Below are 23153 nucleotides of genomic sequence, written 5' to 3'. Positions count from 1 at the left end.
TGCGATAGGCGTTTGCGCCGTTGCCTGCGGGCTGCTTCAAGTTGTCGCAGACGTTGCGTAAAACCGTATCTGATCCGCTTTTTATTGAAATACCTGAGTCTGTTATGCAAACAGTTCGGCGCTCATAGTGCTCTGGCCTGATGGAGGCTGATGAGCGACTGACCATGAGCGAACAAATCCCCGTCCGAACCGTAGAAGCATCTCCCATTATTAAAAGTGTGCCCGCACGCCCAATGAAGGCGACGGCCAGGTCCAGCGACCAGCAGATCCACACCCGCAGTTTCACCGGCCTGTTCCGCACCTTGCGCATGAGCGGCGCGGGGTTTCTGTTTTTGCTGTTCTTCGGCACGGTATGGCTGAACTGGGGCGGTCGTCAGGCCGTGCTCTGGGATCTTTCCGAAAGCAAATTCCACATCTTTGGCGCGACGTTCTGGCCACAGGATTTCATCCTGCTGTCCGCTTTGCTGATCATCGCCGCGTTCGGTCTTTTCGCGATCACCGTGTTCGCCGGCCGGGTCTGGTGTGGCTACACCTGTCCGCAGAGTTCATGGACGTGGATTTTCATGTGGTGCGAGAAAGTCACCGAAGGCGAGCGCAACCAGCGCATCAAACTGCAAGCCGCTCCGTGGAGCCTGAACAAACTGGCCCGCCGCGCCGCCAAACACACGCTGTGGCTGGCGATCAGCGTGCTGACAGGCCTGACCTTCGTCGGCTACTTCACACCGATCCGCCCCCTCGCTGAAGAACTGCTGACCCTGCAAATCGGCGGCGTCAGCCTGTTTTGGGTGCTGTTTTTCACCGCTGCCACCTACATCAACGCCGGCTGGCTGCGCGAAGCAGTGTGCATGCACATGTGCCCGTATGCGCGGTTCCAGAGTGTGATGTTCGACAAAGACACCCTGACGATTTCCTACGATGTCGCCCGTGGTGAACATCGTGGCCCGCGCAAACGCGAGGTCAAACCGGTCGAGGCTGGCCTGGGCGATTGCATCGACTGCCAGTTGTGCGTGCAGGTGTGCCCGACCGGGATCGACATCCGCGACGGCTTGCAGATGGAGTGCATCGGCTGCGCCGCCTGCATCGACGCCTGTGATTCGATCATGGACAAAATGAACTACCCGCGCGGTTTGATCCGTTACAGCTCCGAACGGGAGTTGCAGGGCGGCAAGACCCACCTGCTGCGGCCTCGGTTGATCGGCTACACGGTGGTGCTGCTGGTGATGATCGGCGCACTCGCGCTGGCACTGGTCGAGCGGCCGATGGTGTCGCTGGACGTGACCAAGGATCGCGGGCTGTTCCGGGAAAACGCTCAGGGCCAGATCGAGAACATCTACACCCTCAAGATCATCAACAAGACCCAGCAACGTCAGGACTACAACCTGAGCCTGGTGGACGGCGACGGCTTCCAGTTGCAAGGCAAGACCGGACTGAGCCTGGCGCCGGGTGAAATCGTCGATGTGCCGGTGTCGGTGGCGATGACCACGGAACGCCCGGCCAGCAGTTCGCAGACCCTGAGTTTCAAGATTGCCGACAGCGATGAGCCTGAGGTTTATAGCGTGGCGAAGAGCAGGTTTGTGGCGCCGATCAATCGCTGATCCCTTAGACTGCTCGCGAATGACGGCGACGCGGTCTTCCAGAATGAAATCAATCCGGACGAAAGATGAAACGCTACGAAAAATTCGCCGACGACATCGCTGAACTGATCCGCTCGGGCGTCCTCGGGCCCGGCCAGCGCGTGCCCTCGGTGCGCTACGCCAGCCAGACCTACGGTGTCAGCCCGTCCACGGTGTTCCAGGCCTATTACCTGCTCGAACGCCGCGGCCTGATCCGCGCCCGACCGCGCTCCGGCTACTTCGTCAACGCCCATGCGCCGAGCCCGTTCTGCGAGCCGGTAATCAGCCATCAGGTCAACGAATCCACCGAAGTCGATGTCAGCGAACTGGTGTTTTCGGTACTGGAATCGATCAAGGACCCGAGCACCGTGCCGTTCGGCTCGGCGTTCCCCAGCCCGACCCTGTTCCCGCTGCAACGGCTGTCGCGTTCGCTCGCCAGCGCGGCGCGCGAAATGGACCCGCGCATGGTCGTCACCGACATGTCGCCGGGCAATCCGCAACTGCGCCGGCAGATCGCCCTGCGTTACATGGTCGGTGGCTTGATGTTGCCGATGGAAGAGCTGCTGATCACCAACGGCGCTCTCGAAGCGCTGAACCTGTGTCTGCAAGCCGTCACCGAGCCCGGCGATCTTGTCGCCATCGAAGCCCCGGCGTTCTATGCCAGCCTGCAAGTGCTTGAGCGCCTGAAACTCAAGGCCGTGGAAATTCCCGTGCACCCGCGTGACGGCATCGATCTCGGCGTCCTCGCGCAGACGCTGGAGCGGCATCCGATCAAGGCCTGCTGGTGCATGACCAGTTTTCAGAACCCGATGGGCGCGACCATGCCTGAAGCGAAGAAACAGGAACTGGTCGAGCTGCTGCGCCACCACCAGGTGCCGTTGATCGAAGACGATGTCTATGCCGAACTCTATTACGGCCAACAGGCGCCGAAGCCGGCCAAGGCCTTCGACACCGAAGGCCTGGTGATGCATTGCGGCTCGTTCGCCAAGAGCCTGGCCCCCGGCTATCGCATTGGCTGGGTGGCCGCCGGGCGTTACGCGCAAAAAATCGAGCGACTGAAACTGATGACCTCGCTGTGCGCCTCGATGCCGGCACAAGCGGCGATTGCCGATTACCTGCAACACGGCGGCTACGACCGTCACTTGCGCAAACTGCGCTACGCCCTGGAAGAACAGCAGAGCGCGATGCTCGCCGCCATCGCCCGCTACTTCCCGGCACAGACACGGGTCAGCCAACCGGCCGGCGGCTACTTTCTGTGGCTGGAACTGCCCGCGCAGATGGATTCGCTGAAGTTGTTCCAGATGGCGCTGGCGCAAGGCATCAGCATTGCGCCGGGACCGATATTTTCACCGACGCAACGGTTCAGGAATTGTATTCGCCTGAACTATGGCAGCCCGTGGACTGAAGACTCGGAAAAAGCCATGGAGACGTTGGGGCGAATTGTGCGGTCGTTCTGACGATCTGCAGTTGTCGCGGCTACCGTATTCGCGAGCAAGCCCGCTCCCACATTGGATTCGTGTACGACACAGAACCCATGTGGGAGCGGGCTTGCTCGCGAAGGGGCCAGAACCTTCAATAAATACTTGCAGGATTAACGCCCGCCCCCCAGATCAACAAACGTCCCCGTCGCATACGAAGCCTTGTCCGACAACAACCAGACAATCGCTTCCGCCACTTCATCCGGGCGCCCCCCACGAGCCATCGGAATCGCCGACTCAAGCTTGCTGACCCGATCCGGATCGCCGCTCAGTGCGTGAAAATCGGTGTAGATATAGCCCGGACGCACCGCATTGACGCGAATCCCCTCGCCCGCCACTTCCTTGGACAGACCGATGGTGAACGAGTCGAGCGCGCCTTTTGAGGCCGCGTAATCCACGTATTCATTAGGCGAGCCGAGGCGCGATGCCACCGACGACACGTTGACGATACTGCCACCCTGCCCGCCATGCTTGGGCGACATGTGCAGGATCGCGTGTTTGGCGCAGAGGATCGGCGCAAGGACATTGGTTTTCATGATTTTCAGAATACGAAATTCGGACATTTCGTCGACTCGCGACTTTTGTCCTACGGTGCCTGCGTTGTTCACCAGGGCGGTGACGCGGCCCAGCTCGCTGTCGACCCGCTGGAACAGCGCGATCACTTCGTCTTCGATACTGACATCGGCGCGTACCGCAATGGCCTGTGCCCCCAAGGCACGGACTTGTTCCAGCACGCTTTGCGCGGCCTGTTCATCCGACTGATAGTTGATGCAGATCCGGTAGCCTTGTCCGGCAGCCAACAACGCCGTGGCAGCGCCAATCCCGCGCCCGCCTCCGGTGATCACAATGACTTTATCCATGCTGGCCTTTCTCCCCAATGCACACGTAACAGTCGGGGGAAGAATAACTGCCATTGGCCGGTTTTGCATGAGGTCTGTTGTGTCTGGCCGGACGCCTTCGCCAGCAGGCTCGCTCCTACCCTGGATTTGTGCACCAGGCAGCCCCTGTGGGAGCGAGACTGCTCGCGAAGAACGATAACGCGCTTGATCAGACCGCCGCTAACGGCTGAGTTCGAGCAATATCCTGCATGAATCTGTCAGCCGGCATCGGATGCCCCAGCAGATAACCCTGCAACGAATCACACCCCAGCTCAGTCAGAAACGCCTGTTGCACACCGGTCTCGACACCTTCAGCGACAATCCGCAATCCAAGCGCCTGCCCTAAGGCGACAATCGCCGAGACGATGGCCGCGTCGTCGCTGTCGTGTTCCAGATCGCGGACAAATCCACGATCAATCTTCAGCTCATTGGCCGGCAAACGCTTGAGGTACATCAGGCTGGAATAGCCGGTGCCGAAGTCGTCAATCGACAGGTCGACGCCCATGTCCGACAACTCCTGCAACACCGTCATGCTGGCATCGGCATCGCTCATGGCCGTGGTTTCAGTGATTTCCAGGGTCAGGCTGTTGGCGGGTAAATGATGAGTCGCCAAGGCCTTGGCGACGCTGCGCACCAACCCTCCGTGACAGAACTGCAACGCCGACAGGTTCACCGCGATACGCCAATCGGTGTAACCCAGCACATACCATTCACGCATCTGCCGGCAGGCTTCGTTGAGCACCCATTCACCGATGGGAATGATCAGCCCGGTTTTCTCGGCGAGTTCGATGAACGTGTCCGGCATCATCATGCCGTGGACCGGATGTTGCCAACGCAACAGTGCTTCTGCGCCGACCGGACGGCCATTGGCGGCATCGAACTTGGGTTGGTAATGCAAACTGAACTGGCTGTGCTCCAGCGCCGCACGCAGGTCCTGCAACAACTGCAACTGCTTGCGCGCGTTGTTGTTCATCGAGGCATCGAAAAAACTGTAACCGTTTTTACCGCCGCCCTTGGCGTGGTACATCGCCGCGTCAGCGTTCATCAACAATTCCTGCGCGCTCTCACCGTTGCCCGGATACAGGGCGATGCCGACACTGGCGGAAATCTGCAGGTCATGCTCGGCGATACGGAACGATTGCGCGATCAGGCCAACCTGACGTGCCGCCAGCCCCAGCGCGTCGTTGGGCTCGGCCAGGCGCACCAGCAGCGCGAACTCGTCGCCGCCGATCCGTGCCAATGTGTCGAGGCTGCGCAAGTCTTCACGCAGACGCACGCCTACCTCACGCAACAACTGATCGCCCATGTGATGACCGAAGGCATCGTTGACCGGTTTGAAGCCGTCCAGATCGATGAACATCAGCGCAAAACAGCCACCCTGCTCGTGGACTTTCTTCATCGCCTGATTGATGCGGTCATCCAGCAACATGCGGTTCGGCAGGCCGGTCAGGGTGTCGTGCAGGGCCAGTTGCGTGAGTTCTCGGTTAGCTAAGGTCAACGAGTGTGCGAGATCGGCCGTGCGCGCTTCCAGACGGGCGTCGAGAATCGAGGTCAGCAAGGCAATCGACAACACTGCCAGCGTGGTGATCAACACCAGACTGTCGAGGCCGTTGCCCTTCAAGCCATTGACGGTGGCGCCACAGAAACTGCCTTCGGGGAACTGGGCGGCCGCCATGCCGGTGTAATGCATGCCGACAATCGCGATGCCCATAATGATCGCTGCGCCGCCACGAATCAGGCGCACATAGGGCGAATGCTGACGCAAACGGAAGGCGATCCACAACGCCGCCGCCGAGGCACCCACTGCAATCAAGAGCGAGGCGCCAAACAGTGTCGGGTCGTAGTCGATGCCCGGCGTCATGCGCATCGCCGCCATGCCGGTGTAATGCATGGCGCTGATCCCGCCGCCCATGATCAGCGCACCGAATGCCAGTTGCAGCATTGGCAGTTTCGGCTGGCTGACCAGCCACAGGGCAAACCCGCAGGACAACACGGCGATCAGCAGCGAGAGTGCGGTCAAGGCGATGTCATAGCCAAGATCGATCGGCAGTTTGAAGGCGAGCATGCCAATGAAGTGCATCGACCAGACACCGACGCCCATGGCAAAGGCTCCCCCGGCCGTCCAGAAATGCACGGCCCGGCCCTTGGCCGTGGCGATGCGCCCGGTGAGGTCAAGCGCGGTGTACGAAGCGAGAATCGCCACACACAGCGAAATGAAAACCAGAGTGGAGGAATAACTACCGAGGAGCATGGGATTTCTCGTGACGACCCAAACCGTACTGCGTCCGTTCTCGGTCGGGAAAATGCGCGATTGTACTGATTGCACAGAAGAACGCACTGACAAAGTAATCAAATTGCCATCAACCCGATGGAACGCTTGTTTGATCGCCCGACAGGGCTCTGGAGTGGGTTTTGCGCAGCTGACGCAACTCACTGTGGGAGCGAGCCTGCTCGCGAACAGGCTCTCTGATTCAAATACTCAGTAACTGCATTGACGCCTTCGCGAGCAGGCTCGCTCCCACAGGATTTTGGCCATAGCGTGATTTATTGGGTGTCAGTTACATCCAGTTGCCCATCCCAGCCACCGCCCAGCGCCGCAATCAGTTGCACGCTGGCAATCAAACGGCTTTGCAGCACATTCAGCACGCTGCGCTCGTTGCTCAGCGCCGTGGCTTGCACCGTAACCACGTCGAGATAGGCAATCAGGCCAGCCTTGTACTGGTTTTCGGTCAGACGCAAAGACTCGCGCGCCGCATCGAGGGCCTCCTGACGCACCGCCGCTTCGTCCTCGTAGACCTTGAGCTGGACCAGATAGTTTTCCACCTCGCGGAAACCGTCGAGGACGGTCTGGCGGTATTTGGCCACGGTCTGGTCATACACCGCTTCGGTGCGATCAACTTCCGCCGAACGAATCCCGCCGTCGAACAGCGGCAGTGTCAGCTTCGGCCCTACCGACCAGAAGCGGTTCGGCAGGCTGATCAGGTTCTGCGAGGTACTGCTGCTATAGCCGCCGCTCAGGCTCAGACTCAGATCCGGGTAATACGCCGCTTTGGCCACGCCGATATTGGCGTTGGCGGCAATCACTGCGCGCTCGGCCGAAGCGATGTCCGGACGTCGTTCCAGCAACTGCGACGGCAGGCTCAACGGCACTGGCGGCAAGTTCGGGATGGTTTGCACTTCGGCAATGTTGAAATCCGCCGGCGCCTGCCCGGTAAGCACGGCAATTGCGTTCTCGAACTGCGCCCGCTGCCAGATCAGATCGACCAGATCAGCCTGGGTGCTTTTCAGCTGGGTCTGCGCCTGAGCCACCGCATCACGCCCGGAAACACCGGCGCGATACTGATTCTGGGTCATCGTCAAGGACCGCTGATACGCCGCGACGGTCGCTTCGAGCAAGCGTTTCTGCTGATCGATCACGCGCAATTGCAGGTAATTCTGCACAAGCTCCGACTGCTGGCTCAAACGCATCGCCGCCAGGTCGGCAAAACTCGCCTGAGCGCTGGCCTCATCGGCCTCCAGCCCACGACGCAACTTGCCCCAGACATCTGCCTCCCAACTTACGCCCAATTGCGCGTTGTAGGTGTCGCGGATACCGCTGGAAGAACTGCTCAGGCTCGAACTGCTGCTGCCGGTGCCCTGGCTGGAGCGGGTCTTGCCCACGCTCAGGTCGACACTCGGGTAAAACGCCCCGCGCGCACTGCGTACCAGCGCCTGGGCCTGACGGAACTGCGCTTCCGACTGCGCGACGGTCTGGTTGGCGCTGTTGAGTTTTTCGATCAGCCCGTTGAGTTGCTGATCGCCGTACAACTCCCACCAGGCCCCACGGGCCAGCGAGTCGCTGGGATTGGCCTGACGCCAGCCTTCGGCTTCCTTGTACTGCGCGATTTGCGCGGTTTGCGGTCGCTGATAGTCCGGGCCGACAGCGCAGGCACTGAGCAACGCCACGCACAGCGACAGACTCAACAGACGCGAACCGCGCACAGTGGCCAGATTGATAAGCGAACGGTCAGTCATAACGGAGTTTCCAGAGCGGCATCAGTACGCACGCCACGCCATTTGTTGAAGCGATGGCGCAGCTTGTCGAGATAGAGATAAACCACAGGTGTGGTGTAAAGCGTCAGCACCTGGCTGAAAATCAGCCCGCCGATGATGGTCAGGCCCAACGGCTGGCGCATTTCCGCGCCTTCGGCACGGCTGAGCAGCAACGGCAAGGCACCGAGAATTGCCGCCAGCGTGGTCATCAGGATCGGTCGCAGACGTTGCAGGCAGGCACTGCGGATCGATTCCTGTGGGGTCATGCCCTGATGCCGCTCCAGTTGCAGCGCAAGGTCGATCATCAGAATGGCGTTTTTCTTCACCACGCCGATCAGCAGAAACAGGCCGAGCAGTGAAATCAGGCTGAATTCGCCGCCCAGCGCATAGATCGACAGCAACGCGCCGACCCCGGCCGAGGGCAAGGTCGAGAGAATCGTCAGCGGGTGAATGTAGCTTTCGTACAGCACGCCGAGCACCAGATACACCGCCAGCAGCGCGCCGAGAATCATGAACGGCTGGCTTTTCTGGGTGGCCGCGAAGGCGTCGGCAGTGCCGGCCATTTTCGCAATCACGTCTTCCGGCATACCCAGCCTGGCGATGGCCCGCTCAATGGCGGCACTGCCCTGCTCCACCGTCACGCCCTCGGCCATGTCAAAAGAGATGTCCTCGGAGGCGAACTGGCCTTCGTGGCTGACGCGGTCATTTTCCAGGCTGTTTTCGTAATGGGCAAAGGTCGACAGCGGAACCCGCGCGCCATCGGCCGTGATCACCTGCACCTGCTTGAGCGTTATCGGGTCCTGGGCATATTTCGGATTGACCTCCATCACCACCTGATACTGGTTGAGGCTGTCGTAGATCGTCGAAATCTGCCGCTGACTGTAGGCGTTGTTGAGCACCGCCGTGACCATGTCCATGTCCACGCCCAGACGCTTGGCCTGATCACGGTCGACAATCAAGGTCACCTGCTGCGCTCCCGCCCCCTCCCGGGCGTCGATGGCGGTCAGTTCGGGCAAGGCGCGCAGCGCGGCAACGACTTTCGGATACCACTTGCGCAACTCGCCCAGATCACCGCTTTGCAGGATGTAGCTGTATTGCGACGTGGTCTGTTCGCGGCCACCGCCGAATTGCAGGTCCTGATCCGCCATCAGCATCAATTGCGCACCTGCCACCTTGGGCATTTCCTTGCGCAAGCGCTCAATGACTTTCTGCGCGGACAACTGGCGATCCTTGATCGGTTTCAGGCGCACCAGCATGAATGCGTTATTGGTGCCGTTGGTACCGCCGATGAAGCCGGCGACGCTTTCCACCGCGTCATCCTTGAGCACTGCGCGGCGGAAGGTTTCCATTTTCGGCTGCATGACACTGAACGACAGACCATCGTCGCCTCGCACAAAACCGATCAACTGCCCGGTGTCCTGCTGGGGCATGAAGGTTTTCGGCACCACCACGTACAGCGCAACGTTGACGCCGACAGTGATGATCAGGCTGAGCAAGGTCAGGCGCCGATGACGCAGCACCCAGTCGAGGCTGGTGGCGTACTTGCCCACCATCCAGTCGTTGGTGCGGCGGCTCCAGCGTTGCAGGCGGTTTTCCTGGCCCGGCGTATGTGGCCTCAGCCAGCGCGCGCAGAGCATCGGTGTCAGGGTCAGCGAGACCACCAGCGACACCACGATGGCCGCCGCCAGGGTGATGGAGAACTCGCGGAACAGACTCTGGACAATCCCGCCCATGAACAGGATCGACAGGAACACAGCGACCAGCGAGACGTTCATCGACAGCAAGGTGAAACCGACTTCCTTGGCGCCGAGGTACGCGGCCTTCATCGGTTTGACGCCCTCGTCGATATGCCGGGAGATGTTTTCCAGCACCACGATGGCGTCGTCCACCACCAGCCCGGTGGCGAGAATCAGCGCCATCAGCGACAGGTTGTTCAACGAGAAACCGTAGAGGTACATCACCGCAAAGGTGCCCACCAGCGACACCGGAACCGCCAGGGTCGGAATCAGCGAGGCGCGGAAGTTACCGAGGAACAGGAATACCACCAGAATCACCAGTGCCACGGCAATCAGCAGGGTCATTTCGGCTTCGTGCAAGGTCGCCTTGATCACAGGCGAGCGGTCCATTGCCAGATTCAGTTGCACACTGGCGGGCAACACCGCTTGCAGCGCCGGCAACTGCGCCTTGATTTCGTTGACCGTCTCAATGATGTTGGCGCCGGCCTGACGGTTGATCACCAGCAGTACCGCCGCGTCGTCGTTGAAGAAGCCGCTGTTGTAGCGGTCTTCGACGCCGTCGCTGACCTTGGCGACATCCTTGAGGCGCAATGCGGCACCGTCGGCGTAGTGGATGATCAGCGACTCGTAATCCTTGGCCTTCTCCAACTGGTCGTTGGCCTGGATCTGCCACAAGCGCTGGCCGTCCTCGACCGAGCCCTTGGGCCGGCGCACGTTGGCGTCGGCGATGGTTTTGCGCACATCGTCGAGCGCCACGCCGTACTGGTTCAGCGCCTGCGGTTCGAGTTCGATGCGCACCGCCGGCAGCGAGCTGCCGCCGATCTGCACTTCGCCGACACCCTGAACCTGGGACAGGCTCTGCGACAGGATGGTCGAGGCCAGATCGTACAGCTGGCCCTTTTCCAGCACGTCCGAGGTCAGCGACAGCACCATGATCGGTGCCTGCGACGGATTGACCTTCTTGTAGGTCGGCATGCTGCGCATGCCGCTGGGCAACAGATTGCGCGAAGCATTGATTGCCGCCTGCACTTCCCGCGCCGCGCCGTTGATGTCGCGGTCGAGGTCGAACTGCAGAATGACCCGGGTCGAGCCCTGACTGGAACGGCTGCTCATGGTATTGACGCCAGCGATGGCGCCGAATGAACGCTCCAGCGGCGTCGCCACGGTGGACGCCATGACTTCGGGACTGGCACCGGGCAGGCTCGCCTGGACGACGATCACCGGGAAATCCATTTGCGGCAGTGGCGCCACCGGCAGCAGACCGAAACTCACACCGCCCAGCAACATGATTGCCAGGCTCAGCAGCATCGTCGCCACCGGGCGCTTGATGAAAGGGCCGGAGAGGTTCATCGAACGCGATCCCCTGTTTCACCGCCCACCCTTGTGGGAGCGAGCTTGCTCGCGAAGAAGCCGGCACATTCAACATTGTCAGTGACTGACTTGCCGCTTTCGCGAGCAAGCCCGCTCCCACAATGGGAATGTGTACGGACAGTCATACCGCCACCTCTTCACTGTCGGCGTCTTTCTTGCCAAAGCGCCGACCGAGGCGGTCGAAGTACAGGTAGATCACCGGTGTGGTGAACAACGTCAGTACCTGGCTGACCAGCAGACCGCCGACCATCACCAGACCCAGCGGCTGGCGCAGTTCAGCGCCGGAACCGGTGGCGAGCATCAACGGCACCGCACCAAACAGCGCCGCCAGCGTGGTCATCAGAATAGGCCGGAAACGCAGGAGCGCCGCCTGATAGATCGCCTGCTCCGGGGCCATGCCCTGGGTGCGTTCGGCGTCGAGGGCGAAGTCGATCATCATGATCGCGTTCTTCTTGACGATACCGATCAGCAGGATGATGCCGATGATCGCGATCATCCCCAGATCATTGCCGCTGAGCAGCAGTGCGAGCAAGGCGCCGACTGCCGCCGACGGCAGGGTCGAGAGAATGGTGATCGGGTGGATGTAGCTCTCGTAGAGCACGCCGAGCACGATGTACATGGTCACCACCGCCGCCAGAATCAGCAGCAAGGTGCTCGACAGTGACGCCTGGAACGCTTCGGCCGCGCCCTGGAACTGGGTCTGCACGCCAACCGGCATGCCGATGTCTTTCTGTACCTGTTCGATGATGTCCACCGCATGCCCCAGCGCCACACCCGGCGCGAGGTTGAACGACATCATCACCGCCGGGAACTGGTCGATATGGGTGATCGCCAGTTGCGCCTGACGTTCCTCGACATGGGCCAGGCTCGACAGCCGCACCTGCGCGCCGTCCGTGGTTTTGACGTGGATCTGGTCCAGCGCCTGCGGACCGATCTTTTCTCCCGACTGCGCCTGCAACACCACGCGGTACTGGCTGGCCTGGGTGTAAATGGTCGAAATCTGCCGCTGGCCGAACGCGTCATACAGGGCATCGGTGATGTTCGCCACCGACACACCCAGGCGCGAAGCCGCATCGCGGTCGATCACCAGATAGACCTGCAAACCCTTGTCCTGCAAGTCGCTGGCGACATCGGTCAGTTCGGGGCGCTGGGCCAGCGCTTCGACCAGACGGCCGCTCCACTGGCTGAGCAACTCGGAGTCCGGCGAAGACATGCTGAATTGATACTGGGTACGGCTGACGCGGTCCTCGATGGTCAAGTCTTGCACCGGCTGCATGAACAACCGGATACCGACCAGTTTGTCCACCTTCGGCTGCAGACGGGCGATCACCTCGGCGGCAGTCAGGTCACGTTGACCGTGGGGCTTGAGGTTGATCAGCAAGCGGCCGCTGTTGAGTGTGGCGTTGTCGCCGTCTACACCGATGTAGGACGACAGGCTCTGCACCGCCGGATCTTCAAGAATGATGCTCGCCAGTTCCTGCTGACGGTCACCCATCGCAGCAAAGGAAATCGATTGCGGTGCCTCGGAAATACCCTGGATCACCCCGGTGTCCTGTACCGGGAAGAAACCCTTTGGCACCACCATGTAGAGGAACACCGTCAGTGCCAGGGTGCCAATCGCCACCAGCAGGGTCAGTGGCTGATGCTTGAGCACCCACTGCAACTTGCGTCCATACGCGGCGATCATCCAGTCGATGACCGCGCCACTGGCGCGATAGAAACGGCCCTGTTCGTGTGCTTGCGGTTCACGCTTGAGCAACCGCGCGCACATCATCGGCGTCAGGGTCAGCGAGACCACCAGAGAAATCAGGATCGCCACCGCCAGGGTAATCGCGAATTCGCGGAACAGGCGCCCGACCACGTCCGCCATGAACAGCAACGGGATCAGTACTGCAATCAGCGACAGGGTCAGGGAAATCAGGGTGAACCCGATCTGCCTGGCGCCCTTCAGCGCCGCCTGCATCGGGCTGTCGCCCTCTTCAATGAAGCGCGCGATGTTTTCCAGCATGACGATGGCGTCATCGACGACAAAACCGGTGGCGATGGTCAGTGCCATGAGGGTCAGGTTGTTGACCGAGAATCCGGCCAGATACATCACGCCAAACGTGCCGATCAGCGACAGTGGCACGGCCACCGACGGGATGATCGTGGCACTGAAGCGACGCAGGAACAGGAACGTCACCATGACCACCAGCGCGATGGCGATCAGCAATTCGTGCTGCACGTCAGTGACCGAGGCACGGATGGTCTGGGTACGATCAGTGAGCACGGTGACATCAAGGCCTGCCGGCAGGTTGTCGGTGATGCTTGGCAGGAGGGCCTTGATCCGGTCCACCACCTCGATCACGTTGGCGCCGGGCTGACGCTGAATGTTCAACAGCACGGCCTGATTCTGATTGGCCCACGCGGCCAGACGCTCGTTCTCGGCACCGTCGACGATCTCCGCGACATCCTTGAGCCGCAACGGGGCGCCGTTTTTATAGGCGAGGATCAGATTGGCGTAATCCTCGGGGGACGTCAGCTGGTCGTTGGCGTCGAGCATCGACACCCGGGTCGGGCCGTCGAAGTTGCCCTTCGGCTGGTTGACGTTGGAAGCGCTGATCAGCGTGCGCACGTCGGACAGATTGAGGCTGTTGGCCGCAAGTGCCTCGGGGTTGACCTTGATCCGCACCGCCTGGCGCTGACCGCCGGCGATACTGACCATGCCGACGCCGCTGATCTGGGCGATTTTCTGCGCCATGCGTGTATCGACCAGATCATTGAGCTTGGGCAGAAGCATGGTTTTTGAGGTGATGGCCAGGGTCAGCACCGGGGTGTCTGCGGGGTTGACCTTGTTGTACACCGGCGGCGCCGGCAAGTCGGTCGGCAGCAGGTTGGTGGCGGCGTTGATCGCGGCTTGCACCTGTTGCTCGGCGACGTCCATGTTGATGTCGAGGCTGAAACGCAAGGTCAGCACCGAAGCGCCGCCTGAGCTGGTCGAAGCCATTTGCGTCAAGCCGGGCATCTGGCCGAACTGGCGTTCCAGCGGCGCTGTAACAGCGCTGGTCATTACGTCCGGGCTGGCGCCGGGATACAGGGTCATGACGCGGATGGTCGGGTAATCGACCTGGGGCAGCGCCGACACCGGCAGCAGGCGATAAGCGATCAGGCCGGCCAGGACAATGGCCAGCATGCTCAGGGTGGTCGCTACCGGACGGAGGATGAACAGCCGCGAAATGTTCATGCGCCCTTCTTGGCCTTGTCAGTCACGGCGGCATCCGGTGCATTGGCGGCGGATTTGCCCTGCAGGTGTTCGGTCGGGGTCGTTGGCACGTCTTTGCTGTCGTTGACCACCTCCACCTCGCTGCCTTCCTTGAGGCGGTCGGTGCCTTCCAGCACAACGCGGTCGCCGGCAGCGAGGCCTTCGGTGACCACGGTGTTTTCACCGTCACTGGCACCGACTTTCAATGGACGAATGGTGACCTTCTTGTCGCCGTCCAGCGCGTAGACGAAGGTGCCGTTGGTGCCGAACTGAATAGCCGCCGACGGTGCGAGGACGACACCTTTGAGGGTGTCGGCAAGCAAATGCACATTGACGAACTGGTTGGGGAACAATGCCTGGTCACGGTTTTCGTAACGCGCCTTGAATTTGAGAGTGCCGGTGGCGACGTCGATCTGGTTGTCGAGACTTTGCAGGACGCCGGTGGCCTGCAGTCGGGTGTCGCCACGATCCCAGGCTTCGGCGGGCAGTTTGGCGCCACTGCGATAACGCGCGAGCACGGTTTCCAGGCTGTTTTCCGGCAACGTAAAGGCCACGCTGATCGGCTGCGTCTGGGTGATGACAGCAAGGGACGTGGTGTCATTGGCCGCGACGAGGTTGCCGACGTCGACCTGACGCAGACCAACGCGACCGGTAATCGGTGCGCGGATCTTGGTGAATTCGAGATTGAGCTTGGCGTCGTTGACTGCCGCCTGGTTGGTTTTCACCGTGCCCAGGTACTGGCCGACCAGCGCTTCGGCAGTGTCCAGGGTCTGCTTGGCAATGCTGTCTTCCTTGAACAGACCGCGATAACGCTCGACATCGACCTGAGCATTTTTCAGTTGCGCCTGGTTCTGCAACAAGGTGCCTTCGGCCTGGAGCAAGGCGTTCTGGTAAGGGCGCGGGTCGATCTCTGCCAGCAGGTCGCCGGCCTTGACCATCTGCCCTTCTTCGAAATTGATCTTCACCAGCTCGCCGCCAACCCGGCTGCGCACATTGATGGTATTGAGCGCCGTCACCGTGCCCAGTGCCTTGTAATAAAGCGGGAAATCCCCCTTGACCGCTGGCGCCACCCGCACCGGAATCGGCCCGGTGCCGCCACCGAAGCCCGGACGCATCATCCCCGAACGCCCCGTATGCCCGGCCGCCTTTTCAGCGCCCTCCTTGTGGGCTGAGCCGGCAGGCCAGAATTTCCAGCACAGAACGGCAATAACCAACAGGACCAGCAGGCTGATCAGCCAGCGACGGGAATTACGGGAAGACGATTGCATGGAGTGATTAACCATTGGGCGCGTGGGCTTCTTTTACAGGAGGCTGAACGATAAGCACTGATGGGCAAATAGCAAAGCAGCTTTACCGGCAATTTACCTTCAACTTACGTTTCAAGGTGTGAGGCAAAATACTGATACACAAATGAAAACGGCCTGGACAGGGCCAGGCCGTTAACAATTGTAAAACGCTTTTTTCAGAACACTTATTTCAGAACAGCCAAAGCGGCTTCGTAGTTCGGCTCTTCAGCGATTTCCTTGACCAGTTCGCTGTGCAGGACGTTGTCGTTTTCGTCCAGAACCACAACGGCGCGCGCGGTCAGGCCTTTCAGCGGGCCGTCAGCGATGGCCACACCGTAGTTCTCGATGAATTCGACGCCGCGCAGGGTCGACAGGTTCTGAACGTTTTCCAGGCCTTCGGCGCCGCAGAAGCGCGCTTGGGCGAACGGCAGGTCAGCCGAGATGCACAGCACCACGGTGTTGCTGATGTCGTTGGCCTGAGCGTTGAATTTGCGCACGGAAGTGGCGCAGGTCGGGGTGTCGACGCTTGGGAAGATGTTCAGCACTTTGCGCTTGCCGGCAAAGTCTTTCAGGGTGACGTCGGACAGATTGCCGGCAACCAGAGAAAAGGCTGGCGCCTTGGAACCGGCTTGTGGCAACTGGCCGTTGACTTGAACCGGGTTGCCTTTGAGAGTGACTTGAGCCATGAACTGAGTCCTTCTGATGTTTGGGTTGGAAAGCATGCAAGAGGCCGAAGTTAACCACGAAATTGTCCGACGACCTATGCCCTTCGTTGAAATTGTTGGGGGCCTGCGCGAAAAGTTGTATACAAAACCAGCGCAACTCCCACGTGGGAACGAGCCTGCTCGCGATAGCGTTGGACCAGTCAGCATAAACGTTGAATGTGACGACCTCTTCGCGAGCAGGCTCGCTCCCACATTGGATTCTGTGGTGTCACCGGTCTTTTATTTAGAGACCCTGTCGATTCACCGCTGGCTCGTTCGACTAAACAACGAGTCCCCACAATCCACGGAGTAACCGCCATGCGATTCATGATCCTTGTCAAAGCCAGCGCCGATTCCGAAGCCGGCATCATGCCCAGCGAAGAACTGATGACCGAAATGGGCAATTTCAATGAAGAACTGGTCAAGGCCGGCATCCTGATCGATTGCGATGGCCTGCATCCGAGCAGCAAAGGCGCCCGCGTACGCTTCTCCGGCGATAAACGCACGGTCATCGACGGCCCCTTTATCGAAACCAAGGAGTTGATCGCCGGTTACTGGATCTGGGAAGTGAAGTCAAAAGAAGAAGCCATCGAATGGGTCAAGCGCTGCCCTAACCCGATGCCGGGCGATTCTGAAATTGAAATCCGCCAGATATTTTCTGCCGAAGACTTCGGCGCCGAATTCACCCCTGAAGCCCGCGCTCAGGAAGAACGCATCCGCGAACAAGCCAAGAAAAACAGCTAAACCGGATATCCAGATGTAGGAGCTGCCGAAGGCTGCGATCTTTTGATTCTGATCGTTCCCACGCTCTGCGTGGGAATGCCTCAAGGGACGCTCCGCGTTCCAGCTTGCGAATTTGACGCAGAGCGTCAAGGGCTGCATTCCTTTGCTGCGCGTGGGAACGATCATTCAATAGAGATCAGTCATTGAGCTCGACGTGATCCAAGGCTTGATTCACCGCAAGTTCACCCAGCATGACGACCTGTGCGATGCCCAGTGCGGTCTTGCGCTGTGAGGTTTCCAGCGAGGCGGCGAAGTTGATCAGCATCTCGCTGGCCGAGCCGAGGGTTTCGCTGGCGTTGGCTAGAAGAGATTCGGTGTTGTACCTGGGATTGGCGAGGTACATGGGTTCCGGCTCGTTGGCGCTGGAAATGATGCGGGTGGCGGGATTGAGGTAGTAGTCGAGGGCGCGGTCGGCGGCTTCGTGGAGTTTTTTACTGTCGACTGAGGCGTAGGGGGATGTGGTGTCGGCGTCTGATTCTGGGGGATTGGGTGTTGGCTTCTTCATAGTGTTTTCTCTATCCGAACGGTGGAGCTGGCCCATTCGGCTTCCGGTCGAATGGGTGGCAGCTGTACGCAGGCTGGAAACCCGGGGGACAGAGAAACCCGGACGACCCGAAGGTCCCCCACGCACAGCCGCCATAACTAAGTACGCACCAGAAAAGGTGCGCAAGCATACGTCATGAACGGTGCTGTTGCGTTCAGTTTTCCCCCGGGGTTTCCAGTCCCGGTCGCTGATTTGGCAGCGACGAACACAGGCTAGAGACCCGACGTCCGACGGACAACCTGAAAACCTTGTGGGAACGTTCCGCAAAATCGAAACAACCTTTAAACATCCCGAATTGAAATACGCATATGTAGCAGCCTCATCTCACTCGACAGCTCCTACACCATGAGCAATGGAATGTTTAGTACACAATCACCTGTGACCCCGTACACAAAACCAAAGAATTAATCCCTTCGGCTGGCTAACTCCCGATTAGCTGCTAGCGTCATTCAGACGTGTCCTACGGGCTTGATAAGAAAGGGATTACGCAGTAACGGCCGACTAGCGCCAAGTGTCCATAAGCCACCAGGGAATCGGGGATGATGTTCAATCGAGTGGGGAAGACTCTTTTTCTGGCGGGTTTGCTGGCGATTGCGTGTGCTGCGCAGGCAGATAACGCCGAGGATTCGAACAAAAGCAACAACCCGTTGAACGTCGCACCGGGCGCGAATCTGCAGGACTACTACACCCCTAAACTCTACGACAGCAACGCGCACAGCAATGACGTGTTGCTGCGCGGCACCCTGCCGATCGCGCCGAACGATTTCATCGGTGTGCCGCAACTGGTGCGCGCGACCCTGCCAATCAGCACCCGCCCCGACCCGCATAATGGTTACAGCACCGGCATCGGTGACCTGAACCTGTTCGATATCTTCATTCTGAAAACCGACGGCGTGCAGTTGGGCATTGGCCCGCTGATCACCGCACCGACCGCCGCACAGGACGAGCTCGGCACCGGCAAATGGCAAGGCGGACTGGCCGCCGTCGCCATCGATGCATCGCCGCGCGGACTGCTCGGCGCTCTGGTGCAGTACCAGAGTTCGTTCGCCGGCGACAGCGACCGCGCGCATGTCGAAAGCGCGACTTTCCAGCCGTTCATCATCCATAACCTGGAAAAAGGCTGGTATCTGCGCTCCACCGGCACCTTGACCTTCGACCTGAAAAACGACACTCACTACATCCCTATCGGCCTCGGTGTCGGCAAGGCGTGGAAGTCTGGAACCAACATCCTCAACGCCTTTATCGAGCCGCAGTGGACGGCTGACCGCAAGGGCGATGGCCTGCCGCAATTCGTGGTGTACACCGGTATTAACGTGACGTTTGGCAAGTAAGGAAAACCTATGCGAGCAGCCTTCAAAGCAGCCGGCTACTGCGTGATGACCATGTTCGTCAGTTGCGGCGTCGGCGCGCAGGATGTCAGTGCTCGCCCGCCCGCAGACCGCCCAGCCATTGAGGCTGCGCCCGAGCGCACGGCACTGTATCTGCTTGAATTTTCCGATAGCCCGCACATCGAGCGGAGTCGTTGATGGTCAAGCCTGGCGTTGTGCGCCCGTTGCTGGCGCTGTGCATGATCGGCAGTCCTCTGCTTTACGCCGCCGAGGGCGGCGTTGGCCGGCCGATTACCGGGCAACAGGTGTTCTCCAACGCCGGGATCGTGCCGCCGGAGCCGGGCTGGGTGATGTCGTTGAGCAGCATCTGGTACGACGCCTCCGCGGTGGGCATTCCGGTGCAATACACCGACATCAAGGCCAGTATTACCGGCGTGCGGGGACGCACCCTCGGTGACAGTGATTCCGGCACGCAATTGGCCGACGCGCTGATCACACCGATTGCTGCCGGTTACCACTTCGATGAACTCAACCACCTCTCGTTGTCCCTGCCGTTCTACGTGCGCGCTGGGTACCGGAGTTCGACACCAAGAACCGCCCCGAAGGCAACGGCGTCAGCGTGAACCTGACCCTGGCGTTTTTCTAGCTCGACCACAAAGGACTGCCCCATGACTGCACTCACTGACCTCAACGCCCTGCAAGCCAGCATCGCCGAAGCGGTACTCGGTCAGGATCAAGTCATCCGGCAGATCCTGCTCGGCCTGCTGGCCAACGGTCACTTGCTGCTGGAGAGCCTGCCGGGGCTGGCCAAAACCCGCACGGTCAAAGCCCTGGCCAAACACCTTGATGCGAAGATGAGCCGCATCCAGTTCACCCCGGACCTGCTGCCCTCGGACATCACTGGCGCCGAGGTGCTGCATCAGGTCGAGGGCAAGAACGAGATCCGCTTTCAGCCCGGCCCACTGTTCGGCAACCTGATCCTCGCCGACGAGATCAACCGCGCGCCGGCCAAAGTCCAGGCAGCGCTGCTCGAAGCCATGGAGGAACGGCAGATCACCGTCGCCGGAAACAGCCACGCGCTGCCGGATCTGTTCATCGTGGTGGCGACGCAGAACCCCATCGAACAGGAAGGCACCTATCCCCTGCCGGAAGCGCAGATGGACCGTTTCCTGCTGAAAGTCCTGCTCGATTACCCGAGTGCCGAAAACGAAAGCCAGGTGCTGCGCCTGCTGCGCAACGAAGAGTTTGCCCAAGGCGCCAACACCGCGCCGGCCAAGGGTTTCAGTCTGTCGCAGGAGGTGATTTTCGCCGCGCGCAAAGAAGTCAGCGCCGTGCACGTTTCGCCAGCCATCGACAGCTACCTGATCGACCTGATCAACGCCACCCGCCACCCTGCCGACTACGACGAGGACCTCGCGCGCTGGATCGCGATTGGCGCCAGCCCCCGAGGCGGCATCGGTCTGGATCGCTGCGCGCGCGCCGATGCGTGGTTGCAGGGCCAGGATTTCGTTTCGCCGGACAACGTCCGCGCCGTGGTGCATCCGGTTCTGCGCCATCGCCTGCAACTGAGTTACGACGCGGTAGCGGATGGCGTCAGCGCCGATCAGGTACTGGACCGGATTCTCGATAAAGTGGCGATTCCAGCATGAACTCCGATGGGCTGGTCTATGTGTCTCTGGCGCAATTGATGGCGCTGGAATTCAAGGCCCGTGACCTGAGTTTTCTCGCCCGCCAGCCACAGGGCAGCATCCTCGCCGGCAACCATGCTTCACGCCTGCGCGGACGGGGCCTGAACTTTGACGAGCTGCGCCGCTATCAACCGGGCGACGACTTGCGTCATCTCGACTGGCGCGCCTCGCTGCGCACCGGCAAACCGGTAGTGCGCACCTTCACAGAGGAACGTGATCGCCCGGCATTGATCGTGGTGGATCAGCGCATGTCGATGTTCTTTGGTTCGCAGCGCAGCTTCAAATCTGCCACCGCAGCCGAACTCGCGGCACTGGCGGCGTGGATGGTGTTTCACGCGGGCGACCGGGTTGGCGGGCTGGTGTTCAACGATCAGCGCATCGACAGCATCGCCCCGCTGCGTAGCCGCAAACGTGTGGAAGCGCTGCTCAGCCGCATCGCCGAGCAGAACCGGGCACTCAACGCCGCCAACCCGGACGCCGAAGACGAGGATCAACTGAACAAGGTCCTGCAGCGCTGCCTCGCACTGGCCGGGCATGATCATTTGATCTGCATCGTCAGCGATTTTGCCGGCGCTGGCGAGCGCACCTTGCAACTGATGCGGCAACTGGCGGCGCACAACGATGTGGTTGCCCTGCAAGTCTACGACCCGCTGGCCCTGAAGCTGCCGCAAAACGGCCGCTTGCTGGTCACACAAGGCGAGTTGCAGGTAGAACTGGCCATCGAAAAACGCAACGTGCATCAACCGCTGGGCGATTTTCTCAGCGGTCGACTCAAGGATGTCGCCACCCTGCTCCGCCGCAGCCAGGTGCCTTTGATGATGGTCAGCACCGCCGAAGAGGCTCATGCGCAACTTCGCGCCGAACTGGGTAAAAGTGCGGGAGCCCGGCGGTGAATCCGAATATCCCGAGCATCGACCAGCTCAAGGAGTTGAGCCTGCCCGCGCCGGTCAGTTATGCGCCGCAAACGTGGGGCTGGTGGGTGTTGCTCGCCGTTCTGATTCTGGCCGCATTGCTGATCGGTATCCGCCGTTATTGGCAATGGCGCAGGAATGCTTATCGCCGCGAAGGCCTGGCGCGGCTGGCGCAGTTGCGCAGCCGCAGTGATGACCTCAACGCCCTGCGCGAATTGCCCGAGCTTCTAAAGCGCGTCGCCCTCTCGATGCCTGTACAAAAAGCTCATCGGTGGAATACGAGACCTGTGGGAGTTGGCTTGCCAACGATGAGGCCATCACATCCGACCTCTGCGTTGGCTGACAGGACGCCATCGCGGGCAAGCCAGCTCCCACAGGGTCCGGCGGCGCTTGGGCGGGAGGATTGGCAAAGCTTCTTGCAGCAGCACAGCAAGAAGCAACTGCCGACCGACTTCAGCGCCCAACTCGCCCAACTCGCCTACGCGCCGGACGACACCCTGCGCGCCCTCCCCGCACCGCAGCGGCAGGCGCTGTTCGACACCTGCCAACACTGGGTGGAGCATCATCATGTGGCAGCTTGATTACCCGTGGCTGTTGCTGCTGTTGCCATTGCCTTGGCTGGCCTACCGTTACTTTCCCGCTTACAAAGAGGCGCGCAGTGCGGTGCGCGTGCCGTTCTTTGGTGCAATGAGCCGTGCTGTCGGCGAGGCGCCGAGTAACGCCGGAACTCGGCGTAACGTCTGGCAGTTGCTGCTCAATCTGCTGGTCTGGGCGTTGATTCTTTTAGCTGCCGCGCGCCCGGTCTACGTTGAAAAACCCATCGAACGCCAGCAACCGGTGCGCGACTTGATGCTCGCCATCGACATCTCGCAATCGATGGAAACCGAAGATTTCACCAACGCCAACGGCGAAAAAATCAATCGCCTCGCCGCCGTCAAAGAGGTCGTTCAGGGCTTTATCGACAAGCGCAAGGATGACCGTCTCGGCCTGATCGTGTTTGGCAGCGGCGCTTATCCGCAGGCACCGTTGACCCTCGATCACGCCAGTCTGTCGCTGTTGCTGGCCGACACTGGCATCGGCATGGCCGGCCCCAACACGGCGATCGGCGACGCCATTGGCTTGAGTCTCAAGCTTCTGGATCAGGCCCATGAACAGGAAAAAATGCTGATCCTGCTCACCGACGGCAACGACACCAGCAGCGCGATCACCCCGGATCATGCCGCCGAAATGGCCGCCAACAAGGGCGTGATCATTCACACCATCGGCATTGGTGACCCGAGCGCATCCGGTGAAGCCAAGGTCAATCTGTCGGGACTTGAACAGATTGCCAGAACCACCGGCGGTCAGTTCTTTCGCGCCGAGGACCGCAGTGCGCTGGACCGGGTCTACAGCACCCTCGATCAACTGACGCCGCACCAAGTGAAAACCCTGAGCCATCAGCCTCAGCGTGAACTGTTCCATTGGCCGCTGGGCGCGGCGCTGCTGTTGCTCGCGCTTTATCAGCTTGGCGCAATGTTACGTCCGCGCCTGTCACTTTCCCGTCAGCAGCAGGAGGCCTGA

General features: G+C 60.5%; 17 protein-coding genes and 1 pseudogene. 10 read left to right on the top strand and 8 right to left on the bottom strand.

What is annotated here, in order from left to right; translation table 11 throughout:
- The first annotated feature begins 164 nt into the window (after positions 1–164).
- Together ccoG and mapR are read left to right on the top strand one after the other, a co-directional pair.
- Entirely contained in the window at positions 165–1595 is a 1431-nt protein-coding gene (gene ccoG / locus AACY19_RS18095) for a cytochrome c oxidase accessory protein CcoG (protein WP_339452509.1), read from the top strand.
- 65 nt (positions 1596–1660) lie between these two features.
- Positions 1661–3070 (top strand): GntR family transcriptional regulator MpaR, encoded by a 1410-nt coding sequence (gene mapR / locus AACY19_RS18090; protein ID WP_339452507.1) that lies wholly within the window; start codon positions 1661–1663, stop codon positions 3068–3070.
- Positions 3071–3204: 134 nt separating this feature from the next.
- Here mapR and AACY19_RS18085 read toward each other — a convergent pair whose 3' ends face one another.
- The 7 genes from AACY19_RS18085 to tpx all read right to left on the bottom strand — a co-directional run bounded on the left by AACY19_RS18085 (position 3205) and on the right by tpx (position 16321).
- Complete coding sequence (locus AACY19_RS18085) at positions 3205–3951, bottom strand: SDR family oxidoreductase (RefSeq protein WP_339452505.1); 747 nt, start codon at positions 3949–3951, stop codon at positions 3205–3207.
- Positions 3952–4138: 187 nt separating this feature from the next.
- Positions 4139–6220: a putative bifunctional diguanylate cyclase/phosphodiesterase gene (locus AACY19_RS18080; RefSeq protein WP_339452503.1), complete on the bottom strand. Its 2082-nt coding sequence runs from the start codon at positions 6218–6220 to the stop codon at positions 4139–4141.
- A 293-nt stretch (positions 6221–6513) separates the two neighbouring features.
- Entirely contained in the window at positions 6514–7983 is a 1470-nt protein-coding gene (locus tag AACY19_RS18075; protein ID WP_339452501.1) for an efflux transporter outer membrane subunit, read from the bottom strand.
- Entirely contained in the window at positions 7980–11087 is a 3108-nt protein-coding gene (locus AACY19_RS18070; protein ID WP_339452499.1) for an efflux RND transporter permease subunit, read from the bottom strand. Before AACY19_RS18070 ends, AACY19_RS18075 begins: the two co-directional genes overlap by 4 nt.
- Positions 11088–11229: 142 nt before the next feature.
- A complete protein-coding gene (locus AACY19_RS18065; RefSeq protein WP_339452497.1) occupies positions 11230–14331 on the bottom strand; it encodes an MdtB/MuxB family multidrug efflux RND transporter permease subunit in 3102 nt (1033 codons plus the stop codon).
- Positions 14328–15632 carry an MdtA/MuxA family multidrug efflux RND transporter periplasmic adaptor subunit gene (locus AACY19_RS18060; RefSeq protein ID WP_339452495.1) on the bottom strand — a complete coding sequence of 435 codons (1305 nt, stop codon included), beginning with the start codon at positions 15630–15632 and terminating at the stop codon, positions 14328–14330. Before AACY19_RS18060 ends, AACY19_RS18065 begins: the two co-directional genes overlap by 4 nt.
- A 188-nt stretch (positions 15633–15820) precedes the next feature.
- Entirely contained in the window at positions 15821–16321 is a 501-nt protein-coding gene (gene tpx / locus AACY19_RS18055) for a thiol peroxidase (RefSeq protein WP_221734078.1), read from the bottom strand.
- 336 nt (positions 16322–16657) lie between these two features.
- Between tpx and AACY19_RS18050 the strand changes: the two genes are divergently transcribed.
- Entirely contained in the window at positions 16658–17083 is a 426-nt protein-coding gene (locus AACY19_RS18050) for a YciI family protein (protein ID WP_339452493.1), read from the top strand.
- A 175-nt stretch (positions 17084–17258) separates the two neighbouring features.
- Here AACY19_RS18050 and AACY19_RS18045 read toward each other — a convergent pair whose 3' ends face one another.
- Positions 17259–17627, bottom strand: a complete 369-nt coding sequence (locus AACY19_RS18045; protein ID WP_339452491.1) for a DUF6124 family protein — start codon at positions 17625–17627, stop codon at positions 17259–17261.
- A 581-nt stretch (positions 17628–18208) separates the two neighbouring features.
- On the opposite strand from AACY19_RS18045, the gene AACY19_RS18040 reads away from it, so the two are divergent.
- The 7 genes and pseudogenes from AACY19_RS18040 (at position 18209) to AACY19_RS18010 (ending at position 23153) form a co-directional block, all read left to right on the top strand.
- Positions 18209–18997 (top strand): hypothetical protein, encoded by a 789-nt coding sequence (locus AACY19_RS18040; RefSeq protein ID WP_339452814.1) that lies wholly within the window; start codon positions 18209–18211, stop codon positions 18995–18997.
- Between the two features lie 9 nt (positions 18998–19006).
- Complete coding sequence (locus AACY19_RS18035) at positions 19007–19192, top strand: hypothetical protein (RefSeq protein WP_339452489.1); 186 nt, start codon at positions 19007–19009, stop codon at positions 19190–19192.
- Positions 19192–19566 (top strand): annotated as a pseudogene (locus AACY19_RS18030) (SphA family protein); the annotation flags it as partial. The gene AACY19_RS18035 and the pseudogene AACY19_RS18030, both read left to right, overlap by 1 nt.
- 96 nt (positions 19567–19662) lie before the next feature.
- A complete protein-coding gene (locus AACY19_RS18025) occupies positions 19663–20643 on the top strand; it encodes an AAA family ATPase (protein ID WP_339452485.1) in 981 nt (326 codons plus the stop codon).
- The gene (locus AACY19_RS18020; RefSeq protein ID WP_339452483.1) at positions 20640–21575 is read left to right on the top strand and encodes a DUF58 domain-containing protein; all 936 of its coding nucleotides are present in this window, start codon (positions 20640–20642) and stop codon (positions 21573–21575) included. Before AACY19_RS18025 ends, AACY19_RS18020 begins: the two co-directional genes overlap by 4 nt.
- Positions 21572–22174 (top strand): DUF4381 domain-containing protein, encoded by a 603-nt coding sequence (locus tag AACY19_RS18015; RefSeq protein ID WP_339452481.1) that lies wholly within the window; start codon positions 21572–21574, stop codon positions 22172–22174. The genes AACY19_RS18020 and AACY19_RS18015 overlap by 4 nt, the downstream gene beginning before the upstream one ends.
- Positions 22161–23153: a vWA domain-containing protein gene (locus tag AACY19_RS18010; RefSeq protein ID WP_339452479.1), complete on the top strand. Its 993-nt coding sequence runs from the start codon at positions 22161–22163 to the stop codon at positions 23151–23153. The genes AACY19_RS18015 and AACY19_RS18010 overlap by 14 nt, the downstream gene beginning before the upstream one ends.

This window comes from Pseudomonas sp. EA_5y_Pfl2_R50 (assembly GCF_963970475.1).
Taxonomy (GTDB): Bacteria; Pseudomonadota; Gammaproteobacteria; order Pseudomonadales; family Pseudomonadaceae; genus Aquipseudomonas.
Note: the sequence above shows the minus strand (reverse complement) of the source record. Positions and strands in the feature narration are given on the sequence as shown.

Excerpts from the sequence above, each read along its gene's own strand:
- ccoG (WP_339452509.1), top strand. The coding sequence starts at position 165 with ATGAGCGAACAAATCCCCGTCCGAACCGTAGAAGCATCTCCCATTATT.
- mapR (WP_339452507.1), top strand. The coding sequence starts at position 1,661 with ATGAAACGCTACGAAAAATTCGCCGACGACATCGCTGAACTGATCCGC.
- AACY19_RS18085 (WP_339452505.1), bottom strand. The coding sequence starts at position 3,951 with ATGGATAAAGTCATTGTGATCACCGGAGGCGGGCGCGGGATTGGCGCT.
- AACY19_RS18080 (WP_339452503.1), bottom strand. The coding sequence starts at position 6,220 with ATGCTCCTCGGTAGTTATTCCTCCACTCTGGTTTTCATTTCGCTGTGT.
- AACY19_RS18075 (WP_339452501.1), bottom strand. The coding sequence starts at position 7,983 with ATGACTGACCGTTCGCTTATCAATCTGGCCACTGTGCGCGGTTCGCGT.
- AACY19_RS18070 (WP_339452499.1), bottom strand. The coding sequence starts at position 11,087 with ATGAACCTCTCCGGCCCTTTCATCAAGCGCCCGGTGGCGACGATGCTG.
- AACY19_RS18065 (WP_339452497.1), bottom strand. The coding sequence starts at position 14,331 with ATGAACATTTCGCGGCTGTTCATCCTCCGTCCGGTAGCGACCACCCTG.
- AACY19_RS18060 (WP_339452495.1), bottom strand. The coding sequence starts at position 15,632 with ATGGTTAATCACTCCATGCAATCGTCTTCCCGTAATTCCCGTCGCTGG.
- tpx (WP_221734078.1), bottom strand. The coding sequence starts at position 16,321 with ATGGCTCAAGTCACTCTCAAAGGCAACCCGGTTCAAGTCAACGGCCAG.
- AACY19_RS18050 (WP_339452493.1), top strand. The coding sequence starts at position 16,658 with ATGCGATTCATGATCCTTGTCAAAGCCAGCGCCGATTCCGAAGCCGGC.
- AACY19_RS18045 (WP_339452491.1), bottom strand. The coding sequence starts at position 17,627 with ATGAAGAAGCCAACACCCAATCCCCCAGAATCAGACGCCGACACCACA.
- AACY19_RS18040 (WP_339452814.1), top strand. The coding sequence starts at position 18,209 with ATGTTCAATCGAGTGGGGAAGACTCTTTTTCTGGCGGGTTTGCTGGCG.
- AACY19_RS18035 (WP_339452489.1), top strand. The coding sequence starts at position 19,007 with ATGCGAGCAGCCTTCAAAGCAGCCGGCTACTGCGTGATGACCATGTTC.
- AACY19_RS18025 (WP_339452485.1), top strand. The coding sequence starts at position 19,663 with ATGACTGCACTCACTGACCTCAACGCCCTGCAAGCCAGCATCGCCGAA.
- AACY19_RS18020 (WP_339452483.1), top strand. The coding sequence starts at position 20,640 with ATGAACTCCGATGGGCTGGTCTATGTGTCTCTGGCGCAATTGATGGCG.
- AACY19_RS18010 (WP_339452479.1), top strand. The coding sequence starts at position 22,161 with ATGTGGCAGCTTGATTACCCGTGGCTGTTGCTGCTGTTGCCATTGCCT.